Source organism: Hoeflea sp. IMCC20628 (assembly GCF_001011155.1).
Taxonomy (GTDB): domain Bacteria; phylum Pseudomonadota; class Alphaproteobacteria; order Rhizobiales; family Rhizobiaceae; genus Hoeflea.
Map to the genome: position 1 here is coordinate 2791029 of NZ_CP011479.1, position 26426 is coordinate 2817454.

Annotated in this window: 19 protein-coding genes and 1 tRNA gene; 9 read left to right on the forward strand and 11 right to left on the reverse strand. The window is 60.1% G+C overall.

Annotation, left to right across the window (positions count from 1 at the left end; all coding sequences use genetic code 11):
- Positions 1 to 142: 142 nt before the first annotated feature.
- The 4 genes from IMCC20628_RS13290 to IMCC20628_RS13305 all read right to left on the reverse strand — a co-directional run bounded on the left by IMCC20628_RS13290 (position 143) and on the right by IMCC20628_RS13305 (position 4129).
- Positions 143 to 1231, reverse strand: a complete 1089-nt coding sequence (locus IMCC20628_RS13290; RefSeq protein WP_047030616.1) for an ABC transporter ATP-binding protein — start codon at positions 1229 to 1231, stop codon at positions 143 to 145.
- A gap of 63 nt (positions 1232 to 1294) precedes the next feature.
- On the reverse strand, positions 1295 to 2440 hold the full coding sequence (locus IMCC20628_RS13295) for an extracellular solute-binding protein (protein WP_047030617.1): 1146 nt from the start codon (positions 2438 to 2440) through the stop codon (positions 1295 to 1297).
- Between the two features lie 37 nt (positions 2441 to 2477).
- Positions 2478 to 3263, reverse strand: a complete 786-nt coding sequence (locus IMCC20628_RS13300) for an ABC transporter permease (RefSeq protein WP_047030618.1) — start codon at positions 3261 to 3263, stop codon at positions 2478 to 2480.
- Positions 3263 to 4129: an ABC transporter permease gene (locus IMCC20628_RS13305; protein ID WP_047030619.1), complete on the reverse strand. Its 867-nt coding sequence runs from the start codon at positions 4127 to 4129 to the stop codon at positions 3263 to 3265. The genes IMCC20628_RS13300 and IMCC20628_RS13305 overlap by 1 nt, the downstream gene beginning before the upstream one ends.
- 108 nt (positions 4130 to 4237) lie before the next feature.
- On the opposite strand from IMCC20628_RS13305, the gene IMCC20628_RS13310 reads away from it, so the two are divergent.
- Complete coding sequence (locus tag IMCC20628_RS13310) at positions 4238 to 5197, forward strand: LysR family transcriptional regulator (RefSeq protein ID WP_047030620.1); 960 nt, start codon at positions 4238 to 4240, stop codon at positions 5195 to 5197.
- 384 nt (positions 5198 to 5581) lie between these two features.
- Entirely contained in the window at positions 5582 to 6031 is a 450-nt protein-coding gene (locus IMCC20628_RS13315; RefSeq protein WP_047030621.1) for a PilZ domain-containing protein, read from the forward strand.
- 250 nt (positions 6032 to 6281) lie between these two features.
- On the opposite strand, the gene fdhF is transcribed toward IMCC20628_RS13315, so the two are convergent.
- From fdhF to IMCC20628_RS13335, 4 genes are all read right to left on the reverse strand, one after another.
- Complete coding sequence (fdhF, locus tag IMCC20628_RS13320) at positions 6282 to 9041, reverse strand: formate dehydrogenase subunit alpha (protein WP_047030622.1); 2760 nt, start codon at positions 9039 to 9041, stop codon at positions 6282 to 6284.
- A 1-nt stretch (position 9042) separates the two neighbouring features.
- Positions 9043 to 10740, reverse strand: coding sequence for an NAD(P)H-dependent oxidoreductase subunit E (locus IMCC20628_RS13325; RefSeq protein WP_047030623.1), 1698 nt, complete (start codon positions 10738 to 10740; stop codon positions 9043 to 9045).
- 586 nt (positions 10741 to 11326) lie between these two features.
- Positions 11327 to 11403, reverse strand: a tRNA-Pro gene (locus tag IMCC20628_RS13330).
- A gap of 125 nt (positions 11404 to 11528) precedes the next feature.
- On the reverse strand, positions 11529 to 11777 hold the full coding sequence (locus IMCC20628_RS13335) for a hypothetical protein (RefSeq protein ID WP_047030624.1): 249 nt from the start codon (positions 11775 to 11777) through the stop codon (positions 11529 to 11531).
- Between the two features lie 255 nt (positions 11778 to 12032).
- Between IMCC20628_RS13335 and IMCC20628_RS13340 the strand changes: the two genes are divergently transcribed.
- From IMCC20628_RS13340 to IMCC20628_RS13355, 4 genes are all read left to right on the forward strand, one after another.
- On the forward strand, positions 12033 to 13235 hold the full coding sequence (locus IMCC20628_RS13340; RefSeq protein ID WP_047030625.1) for a glycosyltransferase family 2 protein: 1203 nt from the start codon (positions 12033 to 12035) through the stop codon (positions 13233 to 13235).
- Positions 13232 to 14362 carry a hypothetical protein gene (locus tag IMCC20628_RS13345; RefSeq protein WP_047030626.1) on the forward strand — a complete coding sequence of 377 codons (1131 nt, stop codon included), beginning with the start codon at positions 13232 to 13234 and terminating at the stop codon, positions 14360 to 14362. The genes IMCC20628_RS13340 and IMCC20628_RS13345 overlap by 4 nt, the downstream gene beginning before the upstream one ends.
- Before the next feature lie 189 nt (positions 14363 to 14551).
- A complete protein-coding gene (locus tag IMCC20628_RS13350) occupies positions 14552 to 15535 on the forward strand; it encodes an efflux RND transporter periplasmic adaptor subunit (protein WP_047030627.1) in 984 nt (327 codons plus the stop codon).
- Complete coding sequence (locus IMCC20628_RS13355; RefSeq protein ID WP_047030628.1) at positions 15532 to 18744, forward strand: efflux RND transporter permease subunit; 3213 nt, start codon at positions 15532 to 15534, stop codon at positions 18742 to 18744. Before IMCC20628_RS13350 ends, IMCC20628_RS13355 begins: the two co-directional genes overlap by 4 nt.
- 40 nt (positions 18745 to 18784) lie before the next feature.
- Here IMCC20628_RS13355 and mog read toward each other — a convergent pair whose 3' ends face one another.
- From mog to IMCC20628_RS13370, 3 genes are all read right to left on the reverse strand, one after another.
- Complete coding sequence (gene mog / locus IMCC20628_RS13360) at positions 18785 to 19312, reverse strand: molybdopterin adenylyltransferase (RefSeq protein WP_047030629.1); 528 nt, start codon at positions 19310 to 19312, stop codon at positions 18785 to 18787.
- Between the two features lie 87 nt (positions 19313 to 19399).
- Complete coding sequence (locus IMCC20628_RS13365; RefSeq protein WP_047030630.1) at positions 19400 to 21022, reverse strand: GMC family oxidoreductase N-terminal domain-containing protein; 1623 nt, start codon at positions 21020 to 21022, stop codon at positions 19400 to 19402.
- A gap of 97 nt (positions 21023 to 21119) precedes the next feature.
- Positions 21120 to 21845, reverse strand: coding sequence for a Crp/Fnr family transcriptional regulator (locus IMCC20628_RS13370; RefSeq protein ID WP_047030631.1), 726 nt, complete (start codon positions 21843 to 21845; stop codon positions 21120 to 21122).
- A gap of 198 nt (positions 21846 to 22043) precedes the next feature.
- Here IMCC20628_RS13370 and IMCC20628_RS13375 point away from each other — a divergent pair, with 198 nt between their 5' ends.
- The 3 genes from IMCC20628_RS13375 to IMCC20628_RS13385 are packed head-to-tail and all read left to right on the forward strand — an operon-like array spanning position 22044 to position 26360.
- Positions 22044 to 22772 (forward strand): ABC transporter ATP-binding protein, encoded by a 729-nt coding sequence (locus tag IMCC20628_RS13375; protein WP_245307775.1) that lies wholly within the window; start codon positions 22044 to 22046, stop codon positions 22770 to 22772.
- 11 nt (positions 22773 to 22783) lie between these two features.
- Positions 22784 to 25144, forward strand: coding sequence for an FtsX-like permease family protein (locus IMCC20628_RS13380; RefSeq protein WP_047032561.1), 2361 nt, complete (start codon positions 22784 to 22786; stop codon positions 25142 to 25144).
- Positions 25145 to 25148: 4 nt separating this feature from the next.
- Positions 25149 to 26360, forward strand: coding sequence for an HlyD family efflux transporter periplasmic adaptor subunit (locus tag IMCC20628_RS13385; RefSeq protein ID WP_047030632.1), 1212 nt, complete (start codon positions 25149 to 25151; stop codon positions 26358 to 26360).
- Positions 26361 to 26426: the final 66 nt, after the last annotated feature.

Here is a 26426-nt window from a genome sequence, read left to right on the forward strand (position 1 = left end):
GTGGTGACTGGAACAACGCGCGGACCAGCGTGTCTGGTGCTGTTGCGCGCATCCAGGGAATAGCCGCGCAGAGCCAGGCCATGGGTTTGCGCCGGGGGCTGCCGCTGGGACAGGACCTTGCGGAGCAATTGGCGCGCGGAGGTCAAGACCTGCTCTCGACGGCCAGCGCGGCACAATCCTTCGCGCGGAATCGCAGGGCAACCGTGGCGCCATTGGCAAAGGGATGATCCTCGATCATGTTGATGGCCTGCAACTGATGATCGCCGACACGCAGGAAATAGCGCGCCGACTGGCCCTGGTAATCGACATTCTCGACGATGGCTTCGACCGACACGCGGCCATCGGGGGCGGCGTCGGCGGGTTTGAGATGCAATTTCTCGGCACGGATGACAAGCCGCACCGGGCCGGTTCCAAGACTATCAGGAGCCCTTTCCCGCGGAATTACAATGGTGGGGAAGCCTGGCAGTTCAAGCGCCATTTCGCCGCCTGACACACTTGTGCATTTCGCCGTCAGAAGATTGGAGGCGCCGAGAAACTGGGCGACAAATTCCGTCGCGGGCGAATTGTAGACGTGCTCAGGTGCGCCAACCTGTTCGACGCGGCCTTTCGACATGACAATGATCTGGTCCGACATCGCCAGGGCTTCGGTCTGGTCGTGAGTGACAAACACCGTGGTCACACCGATGCGCTGCTGAATGCGCTTGAGCTCAACCCGCATGTCTTCGCGCAGATTGGCGTCGAGCGCCGACAACGGCTCATCGAGCAGAAGCACGTCCGGCTCGATGACAATGGCACGCGCCAGCGCGATGCGCTGTTGCTGGCCGCCGGAGAGTTCCTTCGGGTAGCGGGCGCCGAGATCGGGCAGTTGCACCAGATCCAGAGCATCAGCCACTTTGCGGGCAACATCCGCCTTTGCGACATCGCGATAGTTGAGGCCGAAGGCGACGTTTTCGGCCACCGTCTTGTGCGGAAACAGCGCGTAGTTCTGAAACACCAGACCGAGATTGCGTTTGTGGATCGGGATATCATTGACCCGTTTGCCCTTGATGGCGATTTCACCCTCGGTGGGATCGAGCAGGCCTGCGATCATCCGCAGGGTCGTGGTCTTGCCGCAACCTGACGGCCCGAGCAAGGTGACGAAACTGCCTTCCTCGATATCCAGCGACATCGGATGAACAGCGGTGAAGTCACCAAAGCGCTTGACGATTTGGGTCAGGGAAACTGCGCTCACGGCATCGTGCCTCCGATTGAGAAAAATTCCGGCCCCGCCAACTGACGAGGCCGGGTGTTGGGCCTAGTAGCCCTTCTGGACGCGACCGAATTCCTTCGACCATTCAGCTTCGTTGCCATTCCAGTATCCCGGATCGGCGAATGTCAGGCCGGCGAGTGTGCCGGTGGCGTCAAATGCCGGGAGTTTCGGGATCTTGGCGCCGAGATCGACCTTGGTCGGATCGAGCGCAGGCGGATAGCTCTGGCCTTCGGCCACCGCAATCGAGGTGTCCTTGTCGAGCATGAAGTTGAGCAGTTCTTCGCAGGCTGCCATCGGGCTGCCCTTGAGCACGAACAGGCATTCCTGCCAGCCAAAGCTGCTCGGCGGATCGTAATAGCCGATATCGTGGCCCTGCTCCTGCAGCGCATAGATGCGGCCGGACCAGCCTTCGGTGACATAGATCTCTTCCTCTGCCATGAGGCTCATCAGTTCGGCACCCGAAGCCCAGTATTTGAGTGCCAGATCGCGGTGCTTGCGCACGGCATCCCAGGCGGCGTCGAGATCCTGGATGTCGTTGGGATCCTGTCCGGTCTGCAGTGCGGCGTACCACATCCGGGTGCGCCAGTCGCTCCAGCCGCCGATCTTGCCCTTGTACTTCTCGTCGATGAGGATCTTGGCGCCCTTTTCCTTCATTTCCTCGTCGCTGATGTGCTTGCGATTGTAGGCAAGTCCGGTGGTGCCGTAATCGTAAGGCGCAGCGCTGAGGCTGTCGGGGGTGATCGACTTGAAGGCGTTCATCAGCGCCGGCATGACATTGGCCATGTTCGGAATATTGGCGACATTGAGTTCGCTGGTCAGATCGAAGCTGTGGTAGCGGGCGTAATCGAACACGCCGGAAAGGTGAGCGATGTTGTATTCGCCCGGCTGGCTGGCACGCACCAGAGCGAGATATTCGTCGCCGCCGGGGAAAGTGCCGTCGATGACCTTGATGCCGGTCTTTTCGGTATAGGGATCGAAAGCGTGCTTGCGGAAGGCTTCCGATACAACACCGCCCCAGCCGTCAAAACGGACCTGGGTCACATCGCCGGCTGCCAGCGCCTGACGGGCGAAAGGCATCTGCAGGCCATAGGCAGCGCCGGCTGCGCCGAGAAGGCCGAAAAAACAGCGGCGGCTGATGTCGCCATTCTGGAACCGCTCGCGCAGCCGCTCATAACGTTTGGTATCATCCATGTGTGTTCTCCATCTTGGTTTGTGGACCTTGGGCGGTTCATGCGCCGCTTTTTGTTGCGAGTATTCGAGCCACGGCTACCCCGATAAGCGGCAGCCCGACCGTCAACACGATAATGACCGTGCCGAGAGCGTTGATCTCGGGCGAGATCGAATTGCGAAGCATCGAGAAGATCTGTGTCGGGACGGTTTCGATACCGCCCGGCTTCCAGAACAGTGTCCCGGTGATATCGTCGAAGCTGATGGTGAAGGCGAACAACCCGCCCGCTGCCACCGCCGGCATCAGCAGCGGCAATGTGACGGAAAAGAAAGTCTGCATTGGTGAGGCACCAAGGCTGAGTGCTGCCTCCTCGACATCGCGTCGAATGCTGACCAGCCGCGCCTGCACCACGAGAATGACAAAGGGCAGCGTGAAAATGACGTGGCCCGCCAGCAGCAGCGTAAAACTCTTGCCGATATTGAGAAAATTAAGAAACAGCAGCAGCGCTACCGCCAGCACCACTTCGGGCACCAGGATCGGCGCGATCAGCAGGGTGGTGATCAGGTTGCGGCCGGGGATCTTGTAACGCACCAGCGCCAGGCTTGCGAGCACGCCGAGCACGGTCGAGATGGTGGCGGTCATCAATCCGAGCACGATCGAGGTGCGGAAGGCGCGCAGGATGGCGTCATTGTTCCACAGCGCCTCGAACCAGCGGGTCGACAGGCCGGTCATCGGAAAGCTGCCAAACTGGTTGGCGTTGAACGACAACAGCACCACCACCACGATCGGCAGGAACATGAACAGATAGACCAGGATCGTGTAGGTGCGGATCAGACGCCAACCCATCAGCCAAGCCCCTTTGCCAGTTGCGCCATGCCGAGATAGCGGTTGTAGATCAACACCAGAACTCCGAGCACGACCAGCAAGAGCAGCGACAGCGCCGAGCCGAGCGGCCAGTTGAGCTGCCGGATGATGGCCTCGTAGACGAGATTGGCAAACATCGCATCACGCGGCCCGCCGAGGATCACAGGCGTGATGTAAGTGCCAGCGGACAACACGAAACACAGCAGCCCGCCAGCCGCCAGTCCGGGCAGCGACAGCGGCAGCGTCACCTGCAAAAAGCCCTGCCAGCGGGTTGCCCCCAGCGATGACGCGGCGTCTTCCAGATTGGTGTCGATACCGTCGAGGCTCACGAAGATATTGAGCACCATGAACGGCAGCAGGAAATGCACCAGGCCAAGGATGACTGTTGTCTGATTGTAGAGCATCTGGATCGGCTCATCGATGATGCCCACATAGATCATCGCCGAGTTGAGCGCTCCGGAGACACCGAGAATGTTGATCCAGCTCATGGTGCGGATGATGTAGCTGATCCAGAAGGGCAGCATCAAAAGCAGCAGCAGGATCATCTTGTTTCCCTTGGAGCGGGAGATGAAATAGGCCGCCGGGTAGCCGAGCAAAGCGCATGCGATGGTGGTTATGGCGGCAATCTTGAGTGTGTTGAGCAAAATGTCGCGATAAAACCGGTCGGTCAGCGCTTCAGTCCAGTTGTCGAGAAAGAAACCCGGCGTGTCTGCGCCGGCAGCACTTTTGAGCCAGAACGAGTAGACAACGATAAACATCAACGGCACGATCAGCAGCAAGCCGATGGCCGTAAGCGCTGGCGCCAGCAGAATCCACGGCTGCCGCGCCTCGCGTTGTTCGATACTCATATTCCCCGCGCTCCTTGGCGCTTTTTTTATTACCCCCATGATGCGGAGAGATCGCGCATTGATCAAATAGATAATTGAAATTGCAATCATAGATGATATCAATAATGAATGAACAGCCTGACACCCCCCGAGCGGCTGGCCCGCGACCTCGACTGGAATTTGCTGCGCACATTCCTTGTGCTCGCCAATGCCAGCTCGGTAACCGACGCCGCCGAGCGGCTGAGCCTGAAGCAACCGACTGTTTCCAGCGCGCTGAAACGGCTTGAAAATCGACTCGGCAAGCGCTTGATAAACCGAAAGCCGGGCCGTTTCGAGCTCACCGCTGCCGGTAGGCTTCTCTATGATGAAGCCATCGACATCCACGGCGCGATCTTGCGGCTCGGCACCGTTATCGCCGATGTCGAGGACGAAGTCAGCGGTCATGTCCGCATCGTCATGGCGAGCCACGTCGTCAGCCCGCTGTTTGACGCAACCTTGAACCAGTTCCATTCAGACCACCCCCGCGCGACTTTGTCGATCGAGGCGATGGCCAGCAGGAGCGCCTTGTCCGCCGTGGCCGCGCGCCGCGCCTCGCTGGCGATCTGCCTGGTCAGGGAGAAGAGCCCGCAGCTCGAGTACCGGCATTTGTTTCGCGAGCATTTTGGCCTGTTTTGCGGCCCCACCCATCCGCTTTATGGCCGTGAGGGCGTCACCACTGCCGATCTCGCCGGCCACTCGTCGGTGAGTTTCGTCACCGACCAGATGGACGACGCGCTGAGGCCGGTGGCGGAAATGCGCGCCGCGGCGCAACTTGACGCCCGCATTGTCGGCACATCACCCAACCTTGAGGAAGTGCGGCGTATGATCATTGCCGGCCTCGGCATCGGTCCGCTGCCGTTGCATGTGGTGCGCGAGGATGTGGAGCGGGGAAGGCTCTGGCGGCTGCCGCCCTATGAAGCACCACCAGCAATTGATGTACATGTGGTGTGGAACCCTCACGCCAAACAGAACCGCGCCGAGGCCGCCATGCTCACCGGCCTGATCAGCCTGATCGAGAGCACGCCCATGGAGCGCCGAATCTACAGTTGAGTCACACCGTCTCTGGCAGCCAGAACGGCGGGCGATGTCACATCCAACAGCCTGTCGGGTGACCTTGCAATGCCGCCAAATCCTGTGAACCCGTGACATTGAAAACCGTCATGCGGACGACGGTCCCGCCTCAACGAAAGTCTTAACCGGCTGTCGCGGCGACGCTGGAAGAACCAAATAATTGCCGGTACTAATTCACAGTATTGGCCCGTCTTTTGCTGCCCACGGCCCGAATACCGAAACATGAAGAAGTGTATACTGCGAGATCAAGCCTGTAAGAACTCGTGGATCCAATTCATCCTAATTTCATCCCCAACTTATAGTTAGGTAAGAATAAATACCGACAACAGACCTAACACCTGCTTGTGAAAACGAAAGCCAAGGATGCAACCGCAAAAGCCAGATAAAAACGCCGTCAATTACCTGACCCGCATCGCCCGCGAGGATGGAAATCGACGTCAGTTTGAGCGCCGCGACTGCCATATCAATGCCGGGGTGATGTTTTCCAACAAAGGCGTACGGGGCCTGGTGCTGGGCAAGGTCAAGCTGCTCAATGTTTCCGAAGGCGGCGCCTTTGTTCACGTCAACAAAGCGGAGATCCCGCAGCATTTCGTGATCTATTTCGGCGAGTTTCAGTATCACATTGCCTGCGTCACCATCGCCATGACGCCAAAGGGCCGCGGTGTGAGCTTTCTCAAAGAGCAGCCGACGGAATTCATCGACATCCTCGGCCGCATCAGCGATCCCAACGAATTCATCGGCAGGATCCGGCCAACCATGTACGGCTTGCCGGAGCTTCCGACCATTCCACAAAAATACGTTCGCCAGAAATAGAACGAAGACGCTTGGCCGCCAGGCCCATCGTGGCCGCGTGACCGATGTGGTGACGAACAAACGCAAGGGGCTACTGCAGCCCTAGGTCCCAAGGGGCGATGCTCCTCAAACCAATTTGGCTTATCAATACCCTCTCAGGCGGCGAAACTTATCGCGCGCCCTCGAGAGTCTGCCGGTCTCAAAGCCCAGCCCGCTCAATAGAACAGCCGCTTCAACGACCGCTTCCATCGCCGGGCTGGTGCGGTGCGCCCTACCCCTGCTCCACCCGGACTGCTGCAAATTTGAACTCGGGTATCTTCCCGTAGGGGTCGAGCGCCGGGTTGGTCAGTACATTGGCGGCGGCCTCGACAAAGGCGAAGGGAACAAACACCATGTCCTCCGAGACTGCCCGGTCCGCCCTGGCCATCAGCGAGATCGTGCCGCGCCGCGTGGTCAACCGCACATGCCCGCCCGGCTCGACGCCGAGTTTGCGCAGCGTGGCGGGATGGAGCGAGCAATTGGCCTCCGGTTCCACCGCATCAAGCACCACCGAGCGGCGTGTCATCGACCCGGTATGCCAGTGTTCAAGCTGCCTGCCTGTGGTCAGGATCATCGGATAGTCCGCATCCGGCAGCTCCGCGGGCGCGATGATGCTGGCCGGCGTGAACTTCGCCCGCCCGCCGTCGCGCGGAAAGCCTGAACCAAAGACAATAACCTGGCCGGGGTCCTGTGGCGAAAGCGACGGATAGGTGACGGCTCCTTCGTGCTCCAACCGGTCCCAGGTGATGTTGTCGAGGGACTTCATCCCCGATTTCATCTCGGCAAATACTTCGCGCGGGTGGCTGTAGGTCCAGCCCAGACCAAGCCGATTGGCCAGCGCCATGGTGATCGCCCAATCCTCGCGCGCCTCGCCCGGAGGGGCAACAGCGGCGCGGCCCATCTGCACCTGCCGGTTGGTGTTCGTCACCGTCCCGTTCTTCTCGTAAAAGGCAGCGGCAGGCAGGATCACGTCAGCGTAATTCGCGGTCTCGGTCAGGAAGATGTCCTGCACGACGAGGGTGTCGAGCTTGGCCAGCGCCTCGCGGGCATGGTTCAAATCGGGATCCGACATCGCCGGATTTTCGCCAAGGATATACATGCCCTTGATCTGTCCGGCGTGAACCGCATCGAGGATCTCGGTGACCGTAAGACCCTTCTCGTTCGAAAAGTCGTCCGAACCCCACAATGTCGAGAAATGCTCTCTGATACTGTCGTCGGTGACTGTCTGGTAATCAGGCAGAAACATCGGGATCAGGCCCGCGTCCGAGGCCCCCTGCACGTTGTTCTGGCCGCGAAGCGGGTGCAGCCCGGTGCCCGGACGACCGACATGGCCGCACATCAATGCCAGCGAGATCAGGCACCGCGAATTGTCGGTTCCGTGGATGTGCTGGGACACGCCCATTCCCCAGAAGATCATGCCGGACTTCGCTGTGGCGAAGTCGCGCGCCACCTGTCTCAGCGTCGCGGCAGGAACGCCGCAAAATGCTTCCATTTTTTCTGGCGGGAAGTTCGCAAGATGCGCCTTTTGCGCCTCCCAGTTTTCGGTGTAGGCTTCGATATATTGCCTGTCGTAGAGCTCCTCCTCGACGATCGTGTGCATGATCGCATTGAGCATCGACACGTCGGCGCCGGCGCGGAACTTCAGCATCGAGGTGGCAAACCGGCTCAGTCCGACACCGCGCGGATCCATGACGATGAGCTTTCCGCCGCGCTTGGTGAACTGCTTGAAATAGGTCGCGGCAACGGGATGGTTTTCCACTGGATTGCAGCCGATGAGGATCACCACGTCGGCGTTCGCAACCTCGTTGAAGCTCGCCGTCACGGCTCCACTGCCGACATTTTCCAGCAGTGCTGCAACCGACGAGGCATGGCAGAGCCGGGTGCAGTGGTCGACATTGTTGTGACCAAAGCCCTGCCTGATGAGCTTCTGGAAGAGATAGGCTTCCTCATTGGAGCATTTTGCCGAGCCGAAACCGGCGACGGTTCCGCCGCCATGTTTGTCGGTCAGTGCCTTCCAGCCATTGGCGGCCTTATCAAGGGCTTCATCCCATGTCGCTTCGCGGAAGAATTCCTGCCAGTTGGCAGGATCCACGTTCAGCCCCTTGGCCGGCGCGTCGTCGCGCCGGATCAACGGCTTGGTCAACCGGTGCGAATGGTGGATGTAGTCGAAACCGAACCGGCCCTTGACGCAGAGCCGGCCCTCGTTTGCCGGACCGTTGATGCCCTCGACATATTTGACCTTACCGTCCTTGACCTTCAGCGAAACCTGGCAGCCGACACCACAAAACGGGCAGACCGAAGTGACTTCGGTGTCGATATCGGCGCGGTCGCCGAGCTGATCTGCATTGACGACGGTTGCCGGCATCAGCGCGCCGGTAGGACAGGCCTGTACGCATTCACCACAGGCGACGCAGGTCGAGTCACCCATCGGATCGTCCATGTCGAACACGGGGTAAGCCTGATGCCCGCGGCCGGCCATGCCGATCACGTCGTTGACCTGGACGTCACGGCAGGCGCGAACGCAGAGCCCGCACTGGATGCAGGCATCGAGATTGACGCGCATTGCAACATGGCTGTCATCGAGCAGCGGAAAGTGGTCGGGTTCAAGTTTTGGAAACCGGCTGGACTGAACATCATTGGCAGCCGCCATGTCCCAAAAATGCGCCGAAGCGTCATGGGCCTTTGATTGCTCCGGCTGATCGGTCAGGAGAAGCTCCATGACCAGCTGGCGCGACTTTTTTGCACGATCGCTGCTGGTCTTGACGACCATGTCGTTCGATGGTTGCCGGCAGCAGGAGGCCGCCAGCACACGCTCGCCGTCAATCTCGACAACGCAGGACCGGCAATTCCCGTCGGGGCGATAGCCCGTCTGGTCCTTGTGGCAGAGATAGGGGATATTGGTGCCATGACGCTTGGCCACTTCCCACAGCGTTTCGCCGGGGGCTGCCGAGACTTCCTGGCCGTCCAGGGTGAAGCGAATTTGCTCGGTCACGTCAGATCTCCTCGGGGAAATGTTTGATCGTCAGGCGGATCGGATTGGGCGCCGCCTGCCCTAACCCGCAGATCGAGGCATCGGTCATCACACCGCAGAGTTCTTCCAGAAGCCCCGTATCCCATTTTGGCGCCTGCATCAGCTTCACCGCCTTCTCGCAACCGACCCTGCATGGCGTACACTGGCCACAGCTTTCGCTTTCGAAAAACCGCAGCATGTTCAGCGCTGCCAGTCTGACGCTGTCCTTGTCAGACAGAACCACCACGGCCGCCGAGCCGATAAAAGTGTCATGCGCCTGTAGCGTATCGAAATCGAGCGGCACATCATTGAGCGACGCAGGCAGCAGTCCCGAGGAAGGGCCGCCCGGCTGATAGGCCTTGAATTCGTGTCCCGGCACCATCCCGCCACAAGATTCAATGATATCCATTATGGTCGAACCGGCAGGCAAGAGGTGGACGCCGGGGTGAGCCACACGGCCCGAAACCGAGTAGGAGCGGAGGCCTTTTCTGCCATTCTTCTCAATGGAAGAAAGGATGTGCGGCCCTTCACGGCAGATACGCGTGATCCAGTGCAGCGTCTCGACATTGTGCACCAGCGTGGGCCGGCCGAAAATGCCCACAGCCGCCACATAGGGCGGGCGCAGGCGCGGGATGCCGCGCTTGCCTTCAATGCTCTCGATCATCGCGCTTTCTTCGCCGCATATATAGGCGCCGGCGCCGCGGCGGAGTTCGATATAGCCAGGCGCGACGATCCCTGCCGCTTCCAGCGCTTCGATTTCTTTGCGCAGGATATGCAGGACTGCCGGGTATTCATCACGCATGTAAATAAAGCAGCGCTCAGCCTCGACCGCCCAGGCGGCGATCAACATGCCTTCGAGCTTCAGGTGGGGGGTGCGCTCGAGATAGTGACGGTCCTTGAATGTGCCGGGCTCCCCCTCATCGCCGTTGACCGCGAGATAGCGCGGCCCGGGATTGGCGCGAACAAAACCCCATTTGCGGCCTGACGGAAACCCGGCTCCACCAAGACCGCGCAATCCAGACGACAGGACCAACTCCTGAACTTCTTCCCAGTTGCCGGATCTGCGCAATTCGGCGAGCTTGGCATAGCCGCCTGTCGCCCGATAAGCAGCCAGATCCTCATAGTCAGGAATTTCGGCGTGGAAATGATCGTCCGCCAACACCATGTCGACCTTTTCGGGCGTCGCATGATCGATGTGACGGTGGCCGATTTCCAGCACCGGCGCGGTGTCGCAACGACCCATGCAGGGGGCGCGCAAGACACGGACCTTGTTCGGATCGTGCCCGGCTTTCAGGGCGGCAAGCAGGGCTTCGGAACCGGCCATTTCGCACGACAGCGAGTCGCAGACCCGGATCGTCAGGTCGGGTGGCGGCGTTTCGTTCTCCCTGACCGGATCAAAATGCGCATAGAAAGTTGCGACTTCCCAGATTTCCGCCATTCCGGTGCGCAGCTCTTCGGCAAGCGCCCGCAGATGACGAGCAGACAGATGGCCATAGGCGTCCTGGATGAGATGCAGGTATTCGATCAGAAGATCACGGCGGTGTGGTCCCTCGCCCAGAAGCGCCTTTACCTCCGCCCAAGCCTGATCTTCAAGCTGGCGCCCCTTTGGAGTTCTGCGGCCACGCCCACCGCCTGATTTCCAAATGCCGTCCGTTCGTTTCACATCCACGTCAGCGTTCATGTTCCAGCAACTCCCAAACTCCCTAACTTCTCACTACGTTAGGATATAATTTCCTGTGGCCATATCGAAAATACGACACTTAGCGCTCCTTAACTGCCCCTACCCGGCAGACGTGAAGCCATATGTTCCTCAACCGATATATCCGATGGTGTCACCGCAACATTTGCCGCAGTTGTCTGCAGGAACCAGCGTCATGCCCAACATCTGCCGGCGGAGCCCCGCACTGGAGACTTGTTCCGGACCTGCACGGAACAAGTCTTCAGATTTGGCCGGAATTTTTCAGGTTCCATCTGGCTGCGTTCCAGCCGAAATTGTGCCGACAAATCAGGCCCTGTTGCGATTCTGCAGCAATGCTGCCGATATCTCCGTCTTCCCAATTCCGGGAGGGTAAGGGATATGTGACGCGAGTAACCGCATATCTACACGATGGGCATTTAAGACCGGCAGGTCAGCTTCCAAGTGATCTTGCGCGCTCCGCTTCATCTTCTCTGAAGCGAAATCACGCCCAGCGAAAAGGTAGTGGCGTCAGCGATGCACACGCCACCACCCTAAAACAACATTCATCAACAACATCAAGTGGAAAGACTGGTCGGAGTGAGAGGATTCGAACCTCCGACCCCGTCGTCCCGAACGACGTGCGCTACCAGGCTGCGCTACACTCCGTGACCAGCGGCTGGCTTATAGACCGGCACAATCGTCGCCACAAGCCCCCTCACCGTCAATTCCCGGCACGAGAAGAATGATCTTGCAGATGCACCTCGGTGGGCATTATCCGGGGCTCGCATGCGCTATTCGTTGTCTTTAGGCGTTGTCACCTCATCAGCCGCAGTGGCGGCGTCGAGTGGTTCGTCGGGCTGACCGGAGAGAAAAAAGCCCCAACCGACATAGGCCGTGAGTGCAGCAAAAAAGATGACCCACCCTTGCGAACCGGCAAAGAACTCGACAACCGTCCAGATCGCTACAAAACAAAAGATGACAACCCGCCGGGTCATGGGACGAAAGAACGGATGGCGAAAATCGATCAAAACCAATCTCATCGGATCATTTTTCCTTCAATTGATCGCATCGGCAGCGGTGCATTGCCGGGCCTGCATGCAATATCACGATTGCGTATCAGGGCGCACATGACTTCACCGCAGCGTTGAGGTCAATGCTGCATGTGTTACCATTGCAGCGTTGCCGCGCCAATCCAGCCGACAGTTCCCATCCGCCAGCGCGCAGAGCCGGTGTCAGCATGGCGCAAGTTTGATTTGACAGGGTTGGGGAAGACGCGCCCTACATGAAAGCTTCCCATGGTTCACCTGACAATCTGCCTGCCGACGCGCAATCGTCAGGCCTATTGCACCCAGACCATCGAGGCACTGGCGGCGTCTGAAGGCAGCGATTTCGAAGTTCTGGTTGCCGACAATTCCGATGATCCGGCGCCACTCGCCGATTTCTTCGCTTCCACGCTCAAGGACAGCCGGTTCCGGTTGATCCCGCCTGCGCCATCAGTTTTGTCGATGGTCGACAACTGGGAACGATTGCTGAATGCGGCCCAGGGGCGCTGGATCTCTGTGATCGGCGACGATGATTATCTCGACCCGCGGGTGACCGGGCTGATCAGGCGATGCGAGGTTCTCTACAGGAACGTCGATTCAATCAGCTGGGATTGCATGACGTTCCAATGGCCCGACAATCGCCCGATACCGACGCTTGCCAGCATTCCTATGAGCGCCGGCACAGCGGTTCAATCGAAGACACAGATCAGTGATCTGCTGTTTGGATGGAGCGAAGGCAAACGCCGGCCATCGGTGGGGACCGGCATCTATCATGGCGCGGTCCGAAAATCGCTGATGGAGCGCATCAAACATGCCTATGGCGGGCGCTATTTCGAGCATCCCAATGTCGATTGGGAAAACACCTGCAAGGTGGTGGCACAGGCCACCACGCTGGTCCATTGCGAACGGCCCTTCTCGGTGCTCGGTGCCTGTGCCGCGTCAAACTCGGCAGCCCATCTGTCGCGGGAAACCATGCAGGCCCGGCTCGATTCGTTCGAGCGCGAAAACACCGGCGCCATTCGTCTCGATCAGCCTGATTTTCCATTCTCGATGTTTGACCCGGGCGCGTCACTGTGCCTGAGCATCGCCACCACCATTGCGTGGTTCTGCCGGACCTATGAGATAAATCAGACCGGGTTCGGCGCCAATTTCGCATTAGCAGCAATGGATGAATGCAAATATTGCCACACGCAGGCGGAGTACGACGCCAAGGACAGCAGTTTTTCACGCGGCTTTGCGCTGTGGGAAGACGGCAAATGGGCGGGATATTTCAAACCGGCGCCGTTCAAACCGCCCAAGACAGTGAACCAGCTGTCGGGGCTTGCCAATGACACGCTGCACATTCGCGAAACCGGCATTGGACCGTCGACACCGGCAGAGTTCTACCGGTTCGGCGAGCATGCGATCATGCCGGTGTCGAGCCTGCTGAGCGGCGCACGGGTGTTTGCACCATGACGCTGCTGTCGATCTGCATACCGGTTATGGCACCAGACGTGGCGCTTGCCGGGACTGTGCGGCAGATGTTGCAAAGCAGGCGAGACGATTACGAAATCCTGATCGCTGATTTCACTGGTGGCGAAGCAGCCGGGCTCTCCGGTCTGGCAGAAGAGCTGAACGACACACGGATGCGGCTGATCACGCCCGGACCAAACTACCCGACGACCCCGGAAACAGAGATCAGCCGTTACTGGAACCTGATCATCCCCGAGACCCGCGGCGCATGGATTACATTCATCAATTCGTCCGACTATGCCGATCCAGGCATCTGCGAGGTGATCCGGGCCCTGCTGAAGCGCGTGCCGGAGGCGGATGCCCTTTCGTGGGGACGGGCTTGCTATGTGCCGCCTGCGGAGCGAGCCGGGCTGGAGATTGCCAAGATCCCCACCGGCAGCAGTCTCACCCTGCCAGAGCAGACCGACATGATGCGCAGCCAGTTCTACTGGGACGGCGCCAGCGACCGGCCGGCCTGCCATTTCGGCGTCTGGCATGGCGCAGTGCGGCGGGATCTGCTGGAGCGGACCCGCGAGGCGTTTTCGGATGCCTATTTCGAGCAAGCGGAGCCCGCGACAGACAGCACCTGCAAAACGGTGATGCTCGCCCGGCGGATGGTGTTTTGGGAGCGCCCGCTGTCGGTTCAATGTGCAGCGGGCGGCCAGCTGCCAGCGGCGGCTGATCAGGACAAGCCCCCCTTCCCGGATTTCCCTTTTTCGATAAACACCGGGATTGCGGCAGCTGTGGCTCTGACGATCGAGGCGTTCAAACGCCGCTACGGCATCGAACTCGATGGGTGGGAAGACAGTTTCGTCAAGGCCTGCGCGCATGACTGCGAGACCGCAGCAACCGGTGAGCAGTTCCATGCCAGAAAAGCCGCCTACGCCAAGGCGATTGCCAACTGGCGCGGCAAGCGGGCGCTGGCGGGATTCAAACCCGAATTCAAGCGCAAACCCAAATTGCCCCGGTTTCAGGGCGTCAAGGATGCTCACCTGCATTTTGACATGGCCATGGATGACACCCAAACTGCGGCCGAATTTTACCGGCTGATCGACGCCATGCTGTTCCCCGGTGCATCTGCTCGACGATAAACTCGCCTAGACAGCCATCTACAGCGCAGCTCTGGCTGCTTGATACATATTATATTTGCGATCTTTGATATAATCACTTATATGGATCGCAACCGGACGTCGAGCGCTTGATCTGGCGCAATGACAGCTCATTGCAGCATGACCATGATGGCTTTGGTGTCCCCCAGACTCTTTGCAATGAGGCAACCCATGAAAATGCTAAGTATAGCCCTTCTCATCATAGCATCCACCGGTTTGGCCGCCACCAGTTTCGCCGGGGCCGAGACCGTGACGCTGTCGCCTACGGAAATCACCGAATGGAAAGCCGTTCAGGCCAGGGTGGAATCACGCGATATCGTGCCGGCGCGGGCGCGCATTGGCGGGGTGATTGAGGAGCTGACGATCAGCGAGGGGGATCTAGTCACCGCCGGACAGCAGCTCGGTTTGGTCAAGGATGACAAGATCGCGTTTCAGATTGCGGCAATTGACGCCCAGCTCGCGGCCTTTGCTGCACAACTCGAAACAGCAGAAGCAGAGTACAAGCGCGGCGAGACACTGGTCAATCAGGGTGTCGTGACACGGCAACGGCTGGCGCAACTGTCCACCGATGTCGAGGTCACCCGCAACCAGATTGCCGCCACGCAGGCCAACCGCGCCGTGCTGACCCAGCAGGAAACCGAAGGCGCGGTTGTCGCACCTGCCGACGGACGGGTGCTGACCGTACCGGCCAGCCGTGGTTCGGTAATCATGCCGGGCGAACCGGTCGCCACCATCGGATCGGGCGGTTTCTTCCTGAGGCTGGCAATCCCCGAGAGATTTGCAGACAGTCTGCAGGCAGGCGCCGAAATTCGCATCGCCACCGAGAGCGGTGAAGCTGCCGGGCGGCTGGCGAAAATCTATCCGCAAATCGACAATGGCCGGGTGATCGCCGATGTGGAAGTCGACAAGCTCGACACCGCCTTTGTCAACGCCCGCATATTGGTGGAAGTGCCGATCGGCACCCGCACCGCCCTGCTCGCTCCGCTTGACGCAGTGGTCAACCGTCACGGCATCGATTTCATCACCGTTGAAGATCATGCAGGCGTGGCTGTCGAGCGCACGGTCATCCTGGGGGCTGCTCAGGATGGCGACCATGCCGGATTGATTGAAGTGATCAGCGGCGTCTCCGCTGGCGACAAGGTGGTACGGCCATGAAAACTCCTGCATTGGGGATTGCGGGCCAGCTGACGCGCGCCTTCATTGTCTCCCCCCTCACCCCGCTGCTCCTGCTGGCGGCCTTTGCTTTCGGCGTGGTGGCTTTGATGACGCTGCCGCGCGAGGAAGAGCCACAGATCTCAGTGCCGATGGTCGACATCATGCTGAGCGCCCCCGGGCTGAAGGCCGATGATGCGGTCAAGCTGGTTTCCGAGCCGCTCGAAACCATCGTCAAGAGCATTGACGGGGTCGAACATGTCTATTCGCAGACCTCGGACAACAAGGTGCTGGTCACTGCCCGGTTCATCGTTGGCACGCAGACGGATTCTGCCATCCTGCGGGTGCATGACAAGGTCCGCGCCAATCTCGACCGGATCCCGGTCGGCATCCCCGAGCCGATGATCGTCGGGCGCGGCATCGATGATGTCGCGATTGTCTCGCTGACATTGACACCGTCCGCTGAAGCAGGCGATGCAGTCTCGTCCAATGATCTGACCCGCGTTGCCCGCGAGCTTCGGACCGAACTCTCCAAGATCGACGATGTCGGGCTTACCTATCTGGTTGGCGACACAAACGAAATCATCCGCATCGCGCCAGATCCCGCCCGACTGGCGCTCAATGGCGTGACGTTGCAACAGCTCGCTGCCAAGGTCAGTGGCGCCAACCGCGCCTTTCCCGCCGGTCAGGTCACCCTTGACGGTAACTCTGCCGAGTTGATGGTTGGGGAAACGCTCTATGCGCCGGCCGAAATCGGCAATCTGCTGATCACCACCCGCGACGGACGGCCGGTCTATGTCCGCGACCTGGCCGACATTTCATTTGCCACCGACAGCACCGCGCAGATCGTTGCCACCGTCACACGTACCCAGGACGGGGCGGAAAACGGCGTCGACCGCAAACCCGCCGTCACCCTGGCGATCGCCAAGCGTGCTGGCGCCAATGCCGTGCTGGTGGCCGAGAAAATTCTCGAACGCACCGAGGCTCTCGAAGAATCACTGATCCCGCATTCGATGGCGGTGGAAGTGACACGCGACTATGGCGAGAGCGCCAACGAAAAGGCCAAGGAACTGCTCTACCATCTGGGTCTGGCCACCGTGTCGATCATCGCGCTGGTCTGGCTGGCGATCGGCTGGCGCGAGGCGCTGGTGGTGGCCATCGTCATCCCGATGACGATCCTGCTCACCTTGTTTGCCTCGCGGGTGATGGGTTACACGCTCAACCGCGTCTCGCTGTTCGCACTGATCTTCTCAATCGGCATCCTGGTCGATGACGCCATTGTGGTGATCGAGAACATCGCCCGCCATTGGGGCATGGGCGACGGCCGCGAGCGCAAGCAGGCGGCGATCGAAGCTGTGGCCGAGGTTGGCAATCCAACCATCGTCGCGACGCTGACCGTGGTTGCAGCACTGCTGCCAATGCTGTTCGTGTCCGGCATGATGGGTCCCTATATGAGCCCGATCCCGTCCAATGCCTCGGCGGCGATGGTGTTCTCGTTCTTCGTCGCCGTGATGGTGACCCCTTGGCTGATGCTGAAGATCGCCGGCCGCGCGCCGGTACACCATGGTCCAACCGAGGGTGTTGAAGCCGGTGGCCTGCTTGGAAAAATGTATCGCGCCGTGGCGCGGCCGGTGCTGCACAGCAAGACAACAGCATGGATTTTCCTGCTCGTCGTCGGTGCCATGACACTGGGCTCGCTGTCGCTGTTTTACACCAAGGACGTCACCGTCAAGCTCTTGCCGTTCGACAACAAGTCGGAACTCTCGGTGGTCATCGACATGCCGGAAGGCACCTCCGTCGAGGCGACCGATGCCATCGCCCAGGCCGTGGCGCGCGAGGCATTGCAGCTCGAGGAAGTGCACTCGACCCAGACCCATGCGGGCACGGCGGCGCCGTTCAACTTCAACGGCCTGGTGCGGCACTCCTTCCTGCGCTCGGAAACCCAGATGGGCGGTGTGGCGCTCAATCTGACACCAAAGGAGGAGCGTGACCGTTCAAGCCACGACATCGCGCTGGATCTGCGCAATCGCATTGCCGCGATTCCGTTGCCGCAAGGTGCAAGCCTGAAAGTGGTGGAGCCGCCGCCGGGACCGCCAGTGATGGCGACGCTTCTGGCCGAAATCTACGGGCCTGACGCTGAAACGCGACGCTCAGTGGCGCGGCGAGTGGAAGAAGCATTCCGTTCGGCCGACTTCATTGTCGACATCGACAATTCCTGGGGCCAGCCCGCCGACCGGGTCAGGGTTAAAATCTCGACCGATGAACTCGAGTTCTTCAAGGTCGAGGAGCGCGATGTGTTTGACACCATCGCAATCCTCAACACAGGCCAGACCGTGGGCTACTCGCACCGTGGCGGTGGGCGCACGCCAATTGCCATCCGGCTGGAACGGCCGCGTGCTGACCGCGTCGTCAATGAGAGTTTTCTGACCACGCCGATCCCGGCCAATGTGCTGCCGGGCGACCGCAGCATCGTTGAACTGGGTGATGTGGTCGAGGTCTCCCGCGAGACATCATCGTTCCCGGTGTTTCGCCACAATGGTCGCGCCGCCGAAATGGTGATGGCCGAAATGGCCGGCGCCTATGAAGCGCCGCTTTACGGCATGCTAGCCGTGCAGGAAGCGCTTGATGCGATGGACTGGACCGGACTGAAGAAGCCGGTGATCGCACTCAACGGTCAGCCCGCTGACGAACAGGTCTCGACCCTGTTGTGGGACGGCGAATGGGAAGTCACCTGGGTCACCTTCCGTGACATGGGCGCTGCCTTTGGCGTGGCTCTGCTCGGGATCTATATTCTGGTCGTTGCCCAGTTCGGCTCGTTCAAGGCGCCGCTGGTCATTCTCACCCCGGTGCCGCTGACCTTCATCGGCATTCTGCTCGGACACTGGCTGTTCGGGGCACCGTTCTCGGCCACCTCGATGATCGGCTTCATCGCGTTGGCGGGCATCATCGTGCGCAACTCGATCCTGCTGGTGGATTTCATCCGTCATGCCCATGTGCCGGGCACACCGCTGACGCCGGTGCTGATCGAAGCGGGCGCGATCCGTTTCAAGCCGATCATCCTGACGGCACTTGCGGCGATGATCGGGGCTGCGGTGATCCTGACCGATCCGATCTTCCAGGGGCTGGCGATCTCGCTCTTGTTCGGCCTCGCCTCATCGACGGCGCTGACCGTGCTGGTGATCCCGGCGATCTACCGGGTGCTGCGCACCTGAACCGGCCTGCCGCCATCTGGACTTGAAACTGTGCCGCCCGTCATTTTGACGGGCGGAATGCTTTCAGGATGTCATCATGGGTTTCGATGCGGCCGGCTTCGATGAGGTCAAGGCAGAACGGAATCGCCGGGAACACCGCCGTGAGGCAGGTGTCGATCGAGCCCGGCTTGCCCGGCAGATTGACAATCAGGGTCTTGCCGCGCGTGCCCGCTGTCTGCCGTGACAGGATGGCGGTCGGCACGAATTCGAGGCTCTTCTTGCGCATCAATTCGCCAAAGCCCGGCAATTCCTTCTCCATCACCGCTTTCATCGCTTCGGGCGTGAGATCGCGCGGTGACGGGCCAGTGCCGCCGGTGGTCAGAACCATATCGACGCCGTCAACGTCACACAGGCGGATGAGGGTGTCGCGGACGCTTTCAAGCCCGTCCGGAATGACGTGTATGGCGATTTCGACAGGGCTGGAGATCACCCGTTCGAGCCAGGCCTTGACCGCAGGGCCGCCCAGATCTTCATACTCGCCACGACTGGCGCGGTCGGACACGGTGAGAACGGCGATACGAACGGTCATGAGTGGCTCCGGAGCAAACGGGGAAGACGCCGGGTTTCTAGCAAGCGCACGGGCGAGCGGCAACAGGATGCGGAGCGGGCCATGCTGTTAGTGCCCCTCACCCTTCGCATGCGCCCTGATCATGTCGGCGGCTTTTTCGGCGATCATCACTGTGGGTGCATTGGTGTTGCCGCCAATCAATGTCGGCATCACCGAAGCATCAACGATGCGCAATCCCTGGATCCCGTGAACTCTGAGCTGCGGATCAGTGACGGCAAGCGCGTCACGGCCCATGCGGCAGGTGCCGACGGGGTGGTAGATCGTGTCGGCGCGGGCGCGGATATGGCCCATCAGTTCGGCGTCATCCATACCGTCACGGGTGTAGACTTCCCTGAGCCGATATTTGCGCAAAGACGGTGCATCCATGATTTCACGGGTGATCCGGGCGCCTTTGAGCATCAAATCCGCATCGCGGTCATCGCAGAGATATTTCGGATCAATCCTTGGCGCCCGCATCGGGTCGGGTCCGTCGAGCCCGACCTCGCCGCGCGAATGCGGCCTGAGCACGCAGACATGGCAGGAATAGCCATAGCCCATGTGCAGTTTGCGGGAATGATCATCAACCAGTGCTGCGACGAAATGCAGTTGCAGGTCGGGGCGATCGAGATCCGGATCGGATTTGAGGAAGGCGCCGGCTTCCGCGCCCGGAGAAGCGACAACCCCGGTTCCATCCCGCCGCCAGCTCAGGATATCGCGGACCAGCTTGTAGGCGCCGACCGGTCCGAACCCCAGCACATCGGTGTCGCGGGTCTTGGCTGCGTAAATGTAATCGAGATGATCCTGCAGGTTCTGGCCAACGCCGGGAAGCTCCTTTGCCACATCAATGCCGCGAGCACGCAGATGCTCTCCGGGCCCGATGCCTGACAGCATCAACAGTTGCGGCGAGTTGAACGCACCGCCACACAGGATCACCTCCGCACGGGCCTTGACCTGATGCTCGTGTCTGCCCTTGCGGTATTTGACGCCACTGGCGCGAAGACCTTCGAGCACCACTTTGGTGGCGTGGGCGCCGGTGATGACCTCCAGATTGGGACGGTTCATCACCGGATGCAGATAGGCAGCGGCAACCGAGCAGCGTTCGCCCCGTTTGCCGTCACGCCAGAACTGGGTGACCTGAAAAAGGCCGGCCCCTTCCTGGTCGGGACCGTTGAAATCATCGTTGCGGCGGATCTGGACTTCGGCGGCGGCGTCGACAAAGGCGTGGCTGATCGGCCGCGGACTCCGTTGTTCGGCCACCTCGAGCGGTCCGGACCCGCCGTGCAAGTCGTCGGAGCCCCGCACATTGCGCTCGGAGCGACGAAAAAGCGGCAACACGTCAGACCAGCCCCAGCCGTCGCATCCGGCTTTTGCCCAATCATCATAATCGGAGGGATGGCCGCGGACATAGAGCATGGCGTTGAGCGCGCTCGATCCACCCAGCGCACGGTCGCGTGGCTGATAGCCCCGGCGTCCGCCAAGTCCGGGTTGCGGAACCGTTTCGAAGGCCCAATTGTTGATTTTCGGTCGTCCCGGCAGCGTAACGATCATGCCGAGTGGCGCGCGCACCAGAATATTCTTGCCGTCGCCGCCGGCTTCCAGCAGGCAAACCGTCACCGAGGGATCTTCGCTCAAACGTGCAGCAAGAACCGACCCGGCCGAGCCGCCACCGACGATGACATAGTCAAACTCCATCCACGCCTCCTGCCAAGCCCATGCAGGGGAGCCTAGTACAGAAGCTTTCCGTTACAAACAGAAATTGACGTAACCAAAAAAAGGTAAGCCTGCAGGCCTAGACGCCGGCGCGTTCTGACAGGCGTGACAGATCGGGAACTTCGACATGGCGATTGTTGACCACCTTGATGACGTCTTCCTTGCGCAGCTTGGTCAATTGCCGGCTGACGGTTTCCATGGTCAGGCCAAGGAAATCGGCGATATCGGTCCGGCTCATCGGCAGATCAAAAGCGACCGAATCTTCTTCATTGTCCGGAAAAGCATGGGTGGCGATCAACAACAGATAACTCGCGACCTTCTCGCCTGCGGTCTTGCGCCCGAGCGTCAGCATCCAGTTGCGCGCTTCATCCAGTTCGTTGAGCGTTTGCTCCAGCAGCTTGTGCTCGAGTTCAGGCATTTCGCCGATCATGCGTTCAATGACGTTCTTGGGAAAGGAACAGACCTTGACGTCGGTAGCCGCCTCGGCGCTCACACCGTTCTCGGCGCGGAAGGGCCGGCCAAGGAAATCCGGCGCGAATTGCAGACCGACAATCTGCTGACGACCATCGGCCATCATTTTCGACAGCTTCACCACACCGGAAATGATGTTGGAATAGCTTTTTGTGGATAAGCTCTCGCCGATCAATTCCGTGCCCGGCTCAACCTCGCGCCGGCTGGAATGCTTGCTCAATTTCAGGAGTTGTTCGCTGGTCAATGCTCCGCACACACCGCGATGACGGCTCTCGCAAGCCTGGCACAGCAGAGGTGTATCCGAGTTGTGTACGTCTTTACGCTGAATATCCAAGGGGCGTTCTCCGATAAACTTCACTCTAACCGAACGCGCAGTACTTCCATATACACAAGATGTCGCAGAGGCTGATCTCCGTCGGCGCAACCAACCATTAACACGGAAATATCACTTTCACTGCATATTTCACAAAGCAGCTTGCAGGATTTGACCCGAATCAAAAAATATCCTCGCGGATCTGTTAGGGTCCGGTGGATGAGACCTGAAGCAGACACTCCGATGCCGCCGGTTTTCCAGATCACCGGCCTGACCAAGATCTACCGCACCGGAGACGTCGAAGTGCGGGCGCTCAATGGAGTCGATATGACACTCGAATCAGGCGAAATGGTGGTTTTGCTGGGTCCATCAGGCAGCGGCAAGTCCACACTGCTCAACATTATTGGCGGACTTGACCGGCCGACTTCGGGTTCGGTCAAGTTCAAGGGCGAGGAACTGGCCGGCGCCAATGACCGGCAACTCACCTCCTACCGCCGCGACCATGTCGGCTTTGTGTTCCAGTTCTACAACCTGATTCCCAGCCTGACCGCGTGGGAGAATGTGGCGTTGATCACCGAAGTGGCGTCAAAACCCATGTCAGCCGGCGATGCGCTGGCGCTTGTCGGGCTCGAAAGCCGCATGAACCACTTTCCGGCGCAGCTTTCCGGCGGCGAGCAGCAGCGTGTGGCTATTGCCCGGGCGATCGCCAAAAGACCGGAAGTGCTTTTATGCGACGAGCCAACCGGCGCGCTTGATTCAGCCACCGGCATCATCGTTCTTGAAGCGCTCGCCCGGGTGAACGAGGAAACAGGCGCAACCACTGCCATTATCACCCACAATGCCGGCATCCGGAAGATTGCCCACCGGGTGTTCACGTTCCTGGACGGCCGCATCGCCTCGTGTGAACTCAATCCCACCCGGATCAAGCCGTCGGAGGTAAGCTGGTGAAGGGCTTGAGCATGCTTGACCGCAAGCTGGTCCGCGATCTTGTGCGGCTGTGGGCGCAATCGCTGGCCGTGGCGTTGGTGATGGCCTGTGGCGTGATGACGCTGATCCTGGCACTCGGCGCGACACGGGCGCTTGAAGATACCCGTGAGGCGTTTTACGACAGGACCCGATTCGGCCAGATTTTTGCCAGCGCGACACGGGCGCCCGAAAGCCTCAAGGCCGAAATCGCGGCTATCGACGGCGTCTCGGCTGTGGAAACCCGTATCGTCAATCCGGTGATCATCGACATCACCGGCATGGCCGAACCGGCGACAGGCATGCTGATTTCGATCCCCGACGATGGCGAACCAGCGGTCAACCGGCTCTATCTGCGCTCGGGCCGCATGCCGGAACCTGGCCGTCCCGATGAAGCGACCATCATCGAGGCCTTCGCTGAAGCCCACAATTTTCGCCCCGGCGACGGCTTCGACGTGCTGATCAATGGCCGCCAGCGGCATCTGTCGATCACCGGGATCACGCTGTCTCCGGAATATGTCTATGCCATCGGCCCGGGCGACATGGTGCCGGACCAGAAGCGCTTCGGCGTCATTCACATGCACCGGTCTGTGCTCGAAGGCGCCTATGACATGAAGGGAGCGTTCAACGACGTATCGCTGACACTGTCGCGTAATGCAGACAGCAGGGATGTGATTGCGCGGCTCGACACCATCCTCAAACCGCATGGCGGCGCCGGCGCCTATGACCGCACCGACCACATGTCAGATGCGTTCCTTGATTCCGAATTGACCCAGCTCAGAGCCATGGCGCAGGTGATCCCGCCGATCTTTTTGTTCATTTCGGCTTTTCTGGTCAACATGATCCTGAGCAGGCTGATTGCGCTGGAACGCGAACAGATCGGCCTTTTGAAAGCCGTCGGGTACTCCAATGCAGCAATTGCCTGGCATTATGCCAAGCTGACGCTGGTGATCTCGGTCGTTGGCGTGGCGATCGGCGCCATCGCCGGCACCCGGCTGGGCCACGGCATGGCCTCGCTTTACGGCGAATTCTATTCGTTCCCGTTTCTGGTGTTCTCGCAATCTCCCGATCTCTATGTGATTTCCGCACTGGTGACCTTCGCCGCCGCGCTTGTTGGCGCTGCCAACGCCATCATCGGTGCGGTGCGGTTGCCGCCGGCCGTGGCGATGCGGCCACCAGCGCCGACCGGATATCACAGCATCTTCAGCGGCTTGTCGGGGCGTTTCCGGCTGCCGTTCTCGCAACTCACCACCATGGCGCTGAGACATCTGGTGCGATGGCCGCTGCGCACCGCATTGACGACGCTGGGCACCGCCCTGCCGGTGGCGCTGCTGATCACATCGCTGTTCGCGTTTGATTCCATCGACCACATGATCGACACCATCTGGTTCAGGGCCGACCGGCAGGATGCGACGCTGACATTCGCTGCACAACGCTCCGACGAAGCCCTGCGCGATGTTGCCCGGTTGCCCGGCGTGCTGGCGGCGGAGCCGTTCCGCGCCGAAGCGGCAACGCTGAGGAACGGGCACCGGTCGCGAAATGTCGCGATCATCGGTTCCGACCCCGATACGGACATCAGCCGGGTTCTGGATCAGGATTTTGGTGCGATCAGACTGCCGCCGGCGGGGATATTGCTGTCAGAACGTCTGGCCAGCCACCTTGATCTCGTGCCCGGAGACCAGGTTGATGTCGAACTGAGTGACGGACAGGGCCGCCGGGTACTGGTGCCACTGGTCGGTGTCACCAACAGCTATGTCGGATTGACAGCAAACATGAGCCGAGAAGCGCTCGACCGTCTGTCAGGCCGGGGTTTGCGGATTTCCGGTGCACGGGTGATCGTCGACGAAAGCCGCATCAATGATCTCTATGACGAGGTCAAACAAACGCCGGCGATCGCCTCGGTGGCTCTGCAAGGGATATCGCGGAAGCGGTTTCAGGCCGTCATCGAGGAAAATATCGGCATCAGCATCACCATCTATGTGTCGCTGGCCATGATCATCACGTTCGGGGTGATCTACAATTCGGCCCGGATCCAGCTGTCCGAGCGGGCCCGCGAACTTGCCAGCCTGCGCGTCTTTGGCTTCACCAATGGTGAAGTGTCGAAGGTGCTGCTCACCGAGCTTGGTGTGATGGTAATCCTGGCGCAACCCCTGGGCTGGCTGATCGGTCACAGTTTTTCGAAACTGGTCGCAAAGGGCTTTGAAAGCGATCTGTTCCGAATTCCGCTTATCATCAATGCGTCCACCTATGCCGTGTCGAGCCTGATCGTGCTTGGCGGGGCGCTGGTGTCGGCGCTGATCGTGCGACGCCGCATCGACCGGCTCGATCTTATCCGCGTCTTGAAAACAAGGGACTGAAACCATGGCCTCTGTGCTTGTCAAAAGCCTCGCAGGATTGGTATCCGCCGCCGTGATCGGCGGGGCGCTCTATGTCGCGTTCAGGGAAAGGCCGATCCTGGTCGATCTTGCCACGGTGACGATTGCGCCGCTGCAGGTGACGGTGAAGGAGGACGGGATCACCCGCATTCGCAATGTCTATGCAGTCTCTTCACCCATCACCGGCCATCTCGACCGAACCGAATTTTCAGTTGGCGACGAGATTGCTGCGGGCCAGAGCATCGCAAGCATCCACCCGCTCGATCCGCCGTTCCTGGATACACGAACGCGAACTGAACTAATGGCCGGCATCGACGCGGCGCGTTCCAGCGTTGCGGTGGCCGAAGTGGAACTGGTTCGCGCTCGCACCGGACGCAACCTCGCCCGTGCCACGCACAACAGGGCCCTGAAACTTGCCGCGACCAATATTATGTCCCCGAGTGAACTGGAGCGGCTGGGCGGAGAACTCGAACTCGCCGAAGCTCAGGTGACCTCCGCCGAAGCGATGATTGCACTTAGGCGAGCAGAGCTTGCCAGTGCGCAGGCCAGGCTGGCTCAGCCGGGGCAAACATCAACGCCGGAAGCCAATGGCGAATGCTGCATTGATATTGTTTCACCGATCGACGGGATCATCCTCTCGCTCACCGCCAAGAGCGAACAGGCCGCCACGGTGGGACAGCTGATTGCCGAAGTCGGCGACCCATCAGATCTCGAAATTCTGGTGGATTTGCTGTCGGCTGATGCGGTGAAGGTGCATCCGGGCAGTCCGGCGCTGATCACCGACTGGGGCGGGGTGGAGACATTGCAGGCGCAGGTGGAACGGATCGAACCGTCGGCCTTCACCAAGACCTCTGCACTGGGAATCTCCGAACAGCGGGTCAACGCCATCCTTGCCCTTAATCGCCCTCCGCCGGACGACCTCGGCCATGGATTCCGGGTGATCGCCAATCTGATCACGTGGTCCTCAGATGCGGCCCTGCAGATCCCGGTCAGCGCCCTTTACCGCGATGGCGGTGACTGGGCCGTGTTCAAGATGGACGATGGCCATGCGCGGGTGGTGCCGGTCGAGATCGAGCACATGACCGACCGGCGCGCCGAGATCCTGTCGGGCCTGACCGAAGGCGATCAGGTGATCCTTTATCCCGGTGACGCACTGGAGGACGGCAGCCTCATCGGTGACCGTGCCGAAGCGGATTAGGCCAGTTCAACGGTGATGACTAAAGGGCGGCCAATGCCGCCCTTTAGCATTTTCGATCATGCAATG

What these genes read in the sequence shown, in the direction of transcription:
- IMCC20628_RS13295 (WP_047030617.1), bottom strand. Translation starts at nt 2,440, where the DNA reads ATGGATGATACCAAACGTTATGAGCGGCTGCGCGAGCGGTTCCAGAAT.
- IMCC20628_RS13300 (WP_047030618.1), bottom strand. Translation starts at nt 3,263, where the DNA reads ATGGGTTGGCGTCTGATCCGCACCTACACGATCCTGGTCTATCTGTTC.
- IMCC20628_RS13305 (WP_047030619.1), bottom strand. Translation starts at nt 4,129, where the DNA reads ATGAGTATCGAACAACGCGAGGCGCGGCAGCCGTGGATTCTGCTGGCG.
- IMCC20628_RS13310 (WP_047030620.1), top strand. Translation starts at nt 4,238, where the DNA reads ATGAACAGCCTGACACCCCCCGAGCGGCTGGCCCGCGACCTCGACTGG.
- IMCC20628_RS13315 (WP_047030621.1), top strand. Translation starts at nt 5,582, where the DNA reads ATGCAACCGCAAAAGCCAGATAAAAACGCCGTCAATTACCTGACCCGC.
- IMCC20628_RS13325 (WP_047030623.1), bottom strand. Translation starts at nt 10,740, where the DNA reads ATGAACGCTGACGTGGATGTGAAACGAACGGACGGCATTTGGAAATCA.
- IMCC20628_RS13335 (WP_047030624.1), bottom strand. Translation starts at nt 11,777, where the DNA reads ATGAGATTGGTTTTGATCGATTTTCGCCATCCGTTCTTTCGTCCCATG.
- IMCC20628_RS13340 (WP_047030625.1), top strand. Translation starts at nt 12,033, where the DNA reads ATGGTTCACCTGACAATCTGCCTGCCGACGCGCAATCGTCAGGCCTAT.
- IMCC20628_RS13345 (WP_047030626.1), top strand. Translation starts at nt 13,232, where the DNA reads ATGACGCTGCTGTCGATCTGCATACCGGTTATGGCACCAGACGTGGCG.
- IMCC20628_RS13350 (WP_047030627.1), top strand. Translation starts at nt 14,552, where the DNA reads ATGAAAATGCTAAGTATAGCCCTTCTCATCATAGCATCCACCGGTTTG.
- IMCC20628_RS13355 (WP_047030628.1), top strand. Translation starts at nt 15,532, where the DNA reads ATGAAAACTCCTGCATTGGGGATTGCGGGCCAGCTGACGCGCGCCTTC.
- mog (WP_047030629.1), bottom strand. Translation starts at nt 19,312, where the DNA reads ATGACCGTTCGTATCGCCGTTCTCACCGTGTCCGACCGCGCCAGTCGT.
- IMCC20628_RS13365 (WP_047030630.1), bottom strand. Translation starts at nt 21,022, where the DNA reads ATGGAGTTTGACTATGTCATCGTCGGTGGCGGCTCGGCCGGGTCGGTT.
- IMCC20628_RS13375 (WP_245307775.1), top strand. Translation starts at nt 22,044, where the DNA reads ATGAGACCTGAAGCAGACACTCCGATGCCGCCGGTTTTCCAGATCACC.
- IMCC20628_RS13380 (WP_047032561.1), top strand. Translation starts at nt 22,784, where the DNA reads ATGCTTGACCGCAAGCTGGTCCGCGATCTTGTGCGGCTGTGGGCGCAA.
- IMCC20628_RS13385 (WP_047030632.1), top strand. Translation starts at nt 25,149, where the DNA reads ATGGCCTCTGTGCTTGTCAAAAGCCTCGCAGGATTGGTATCCGCCGCC.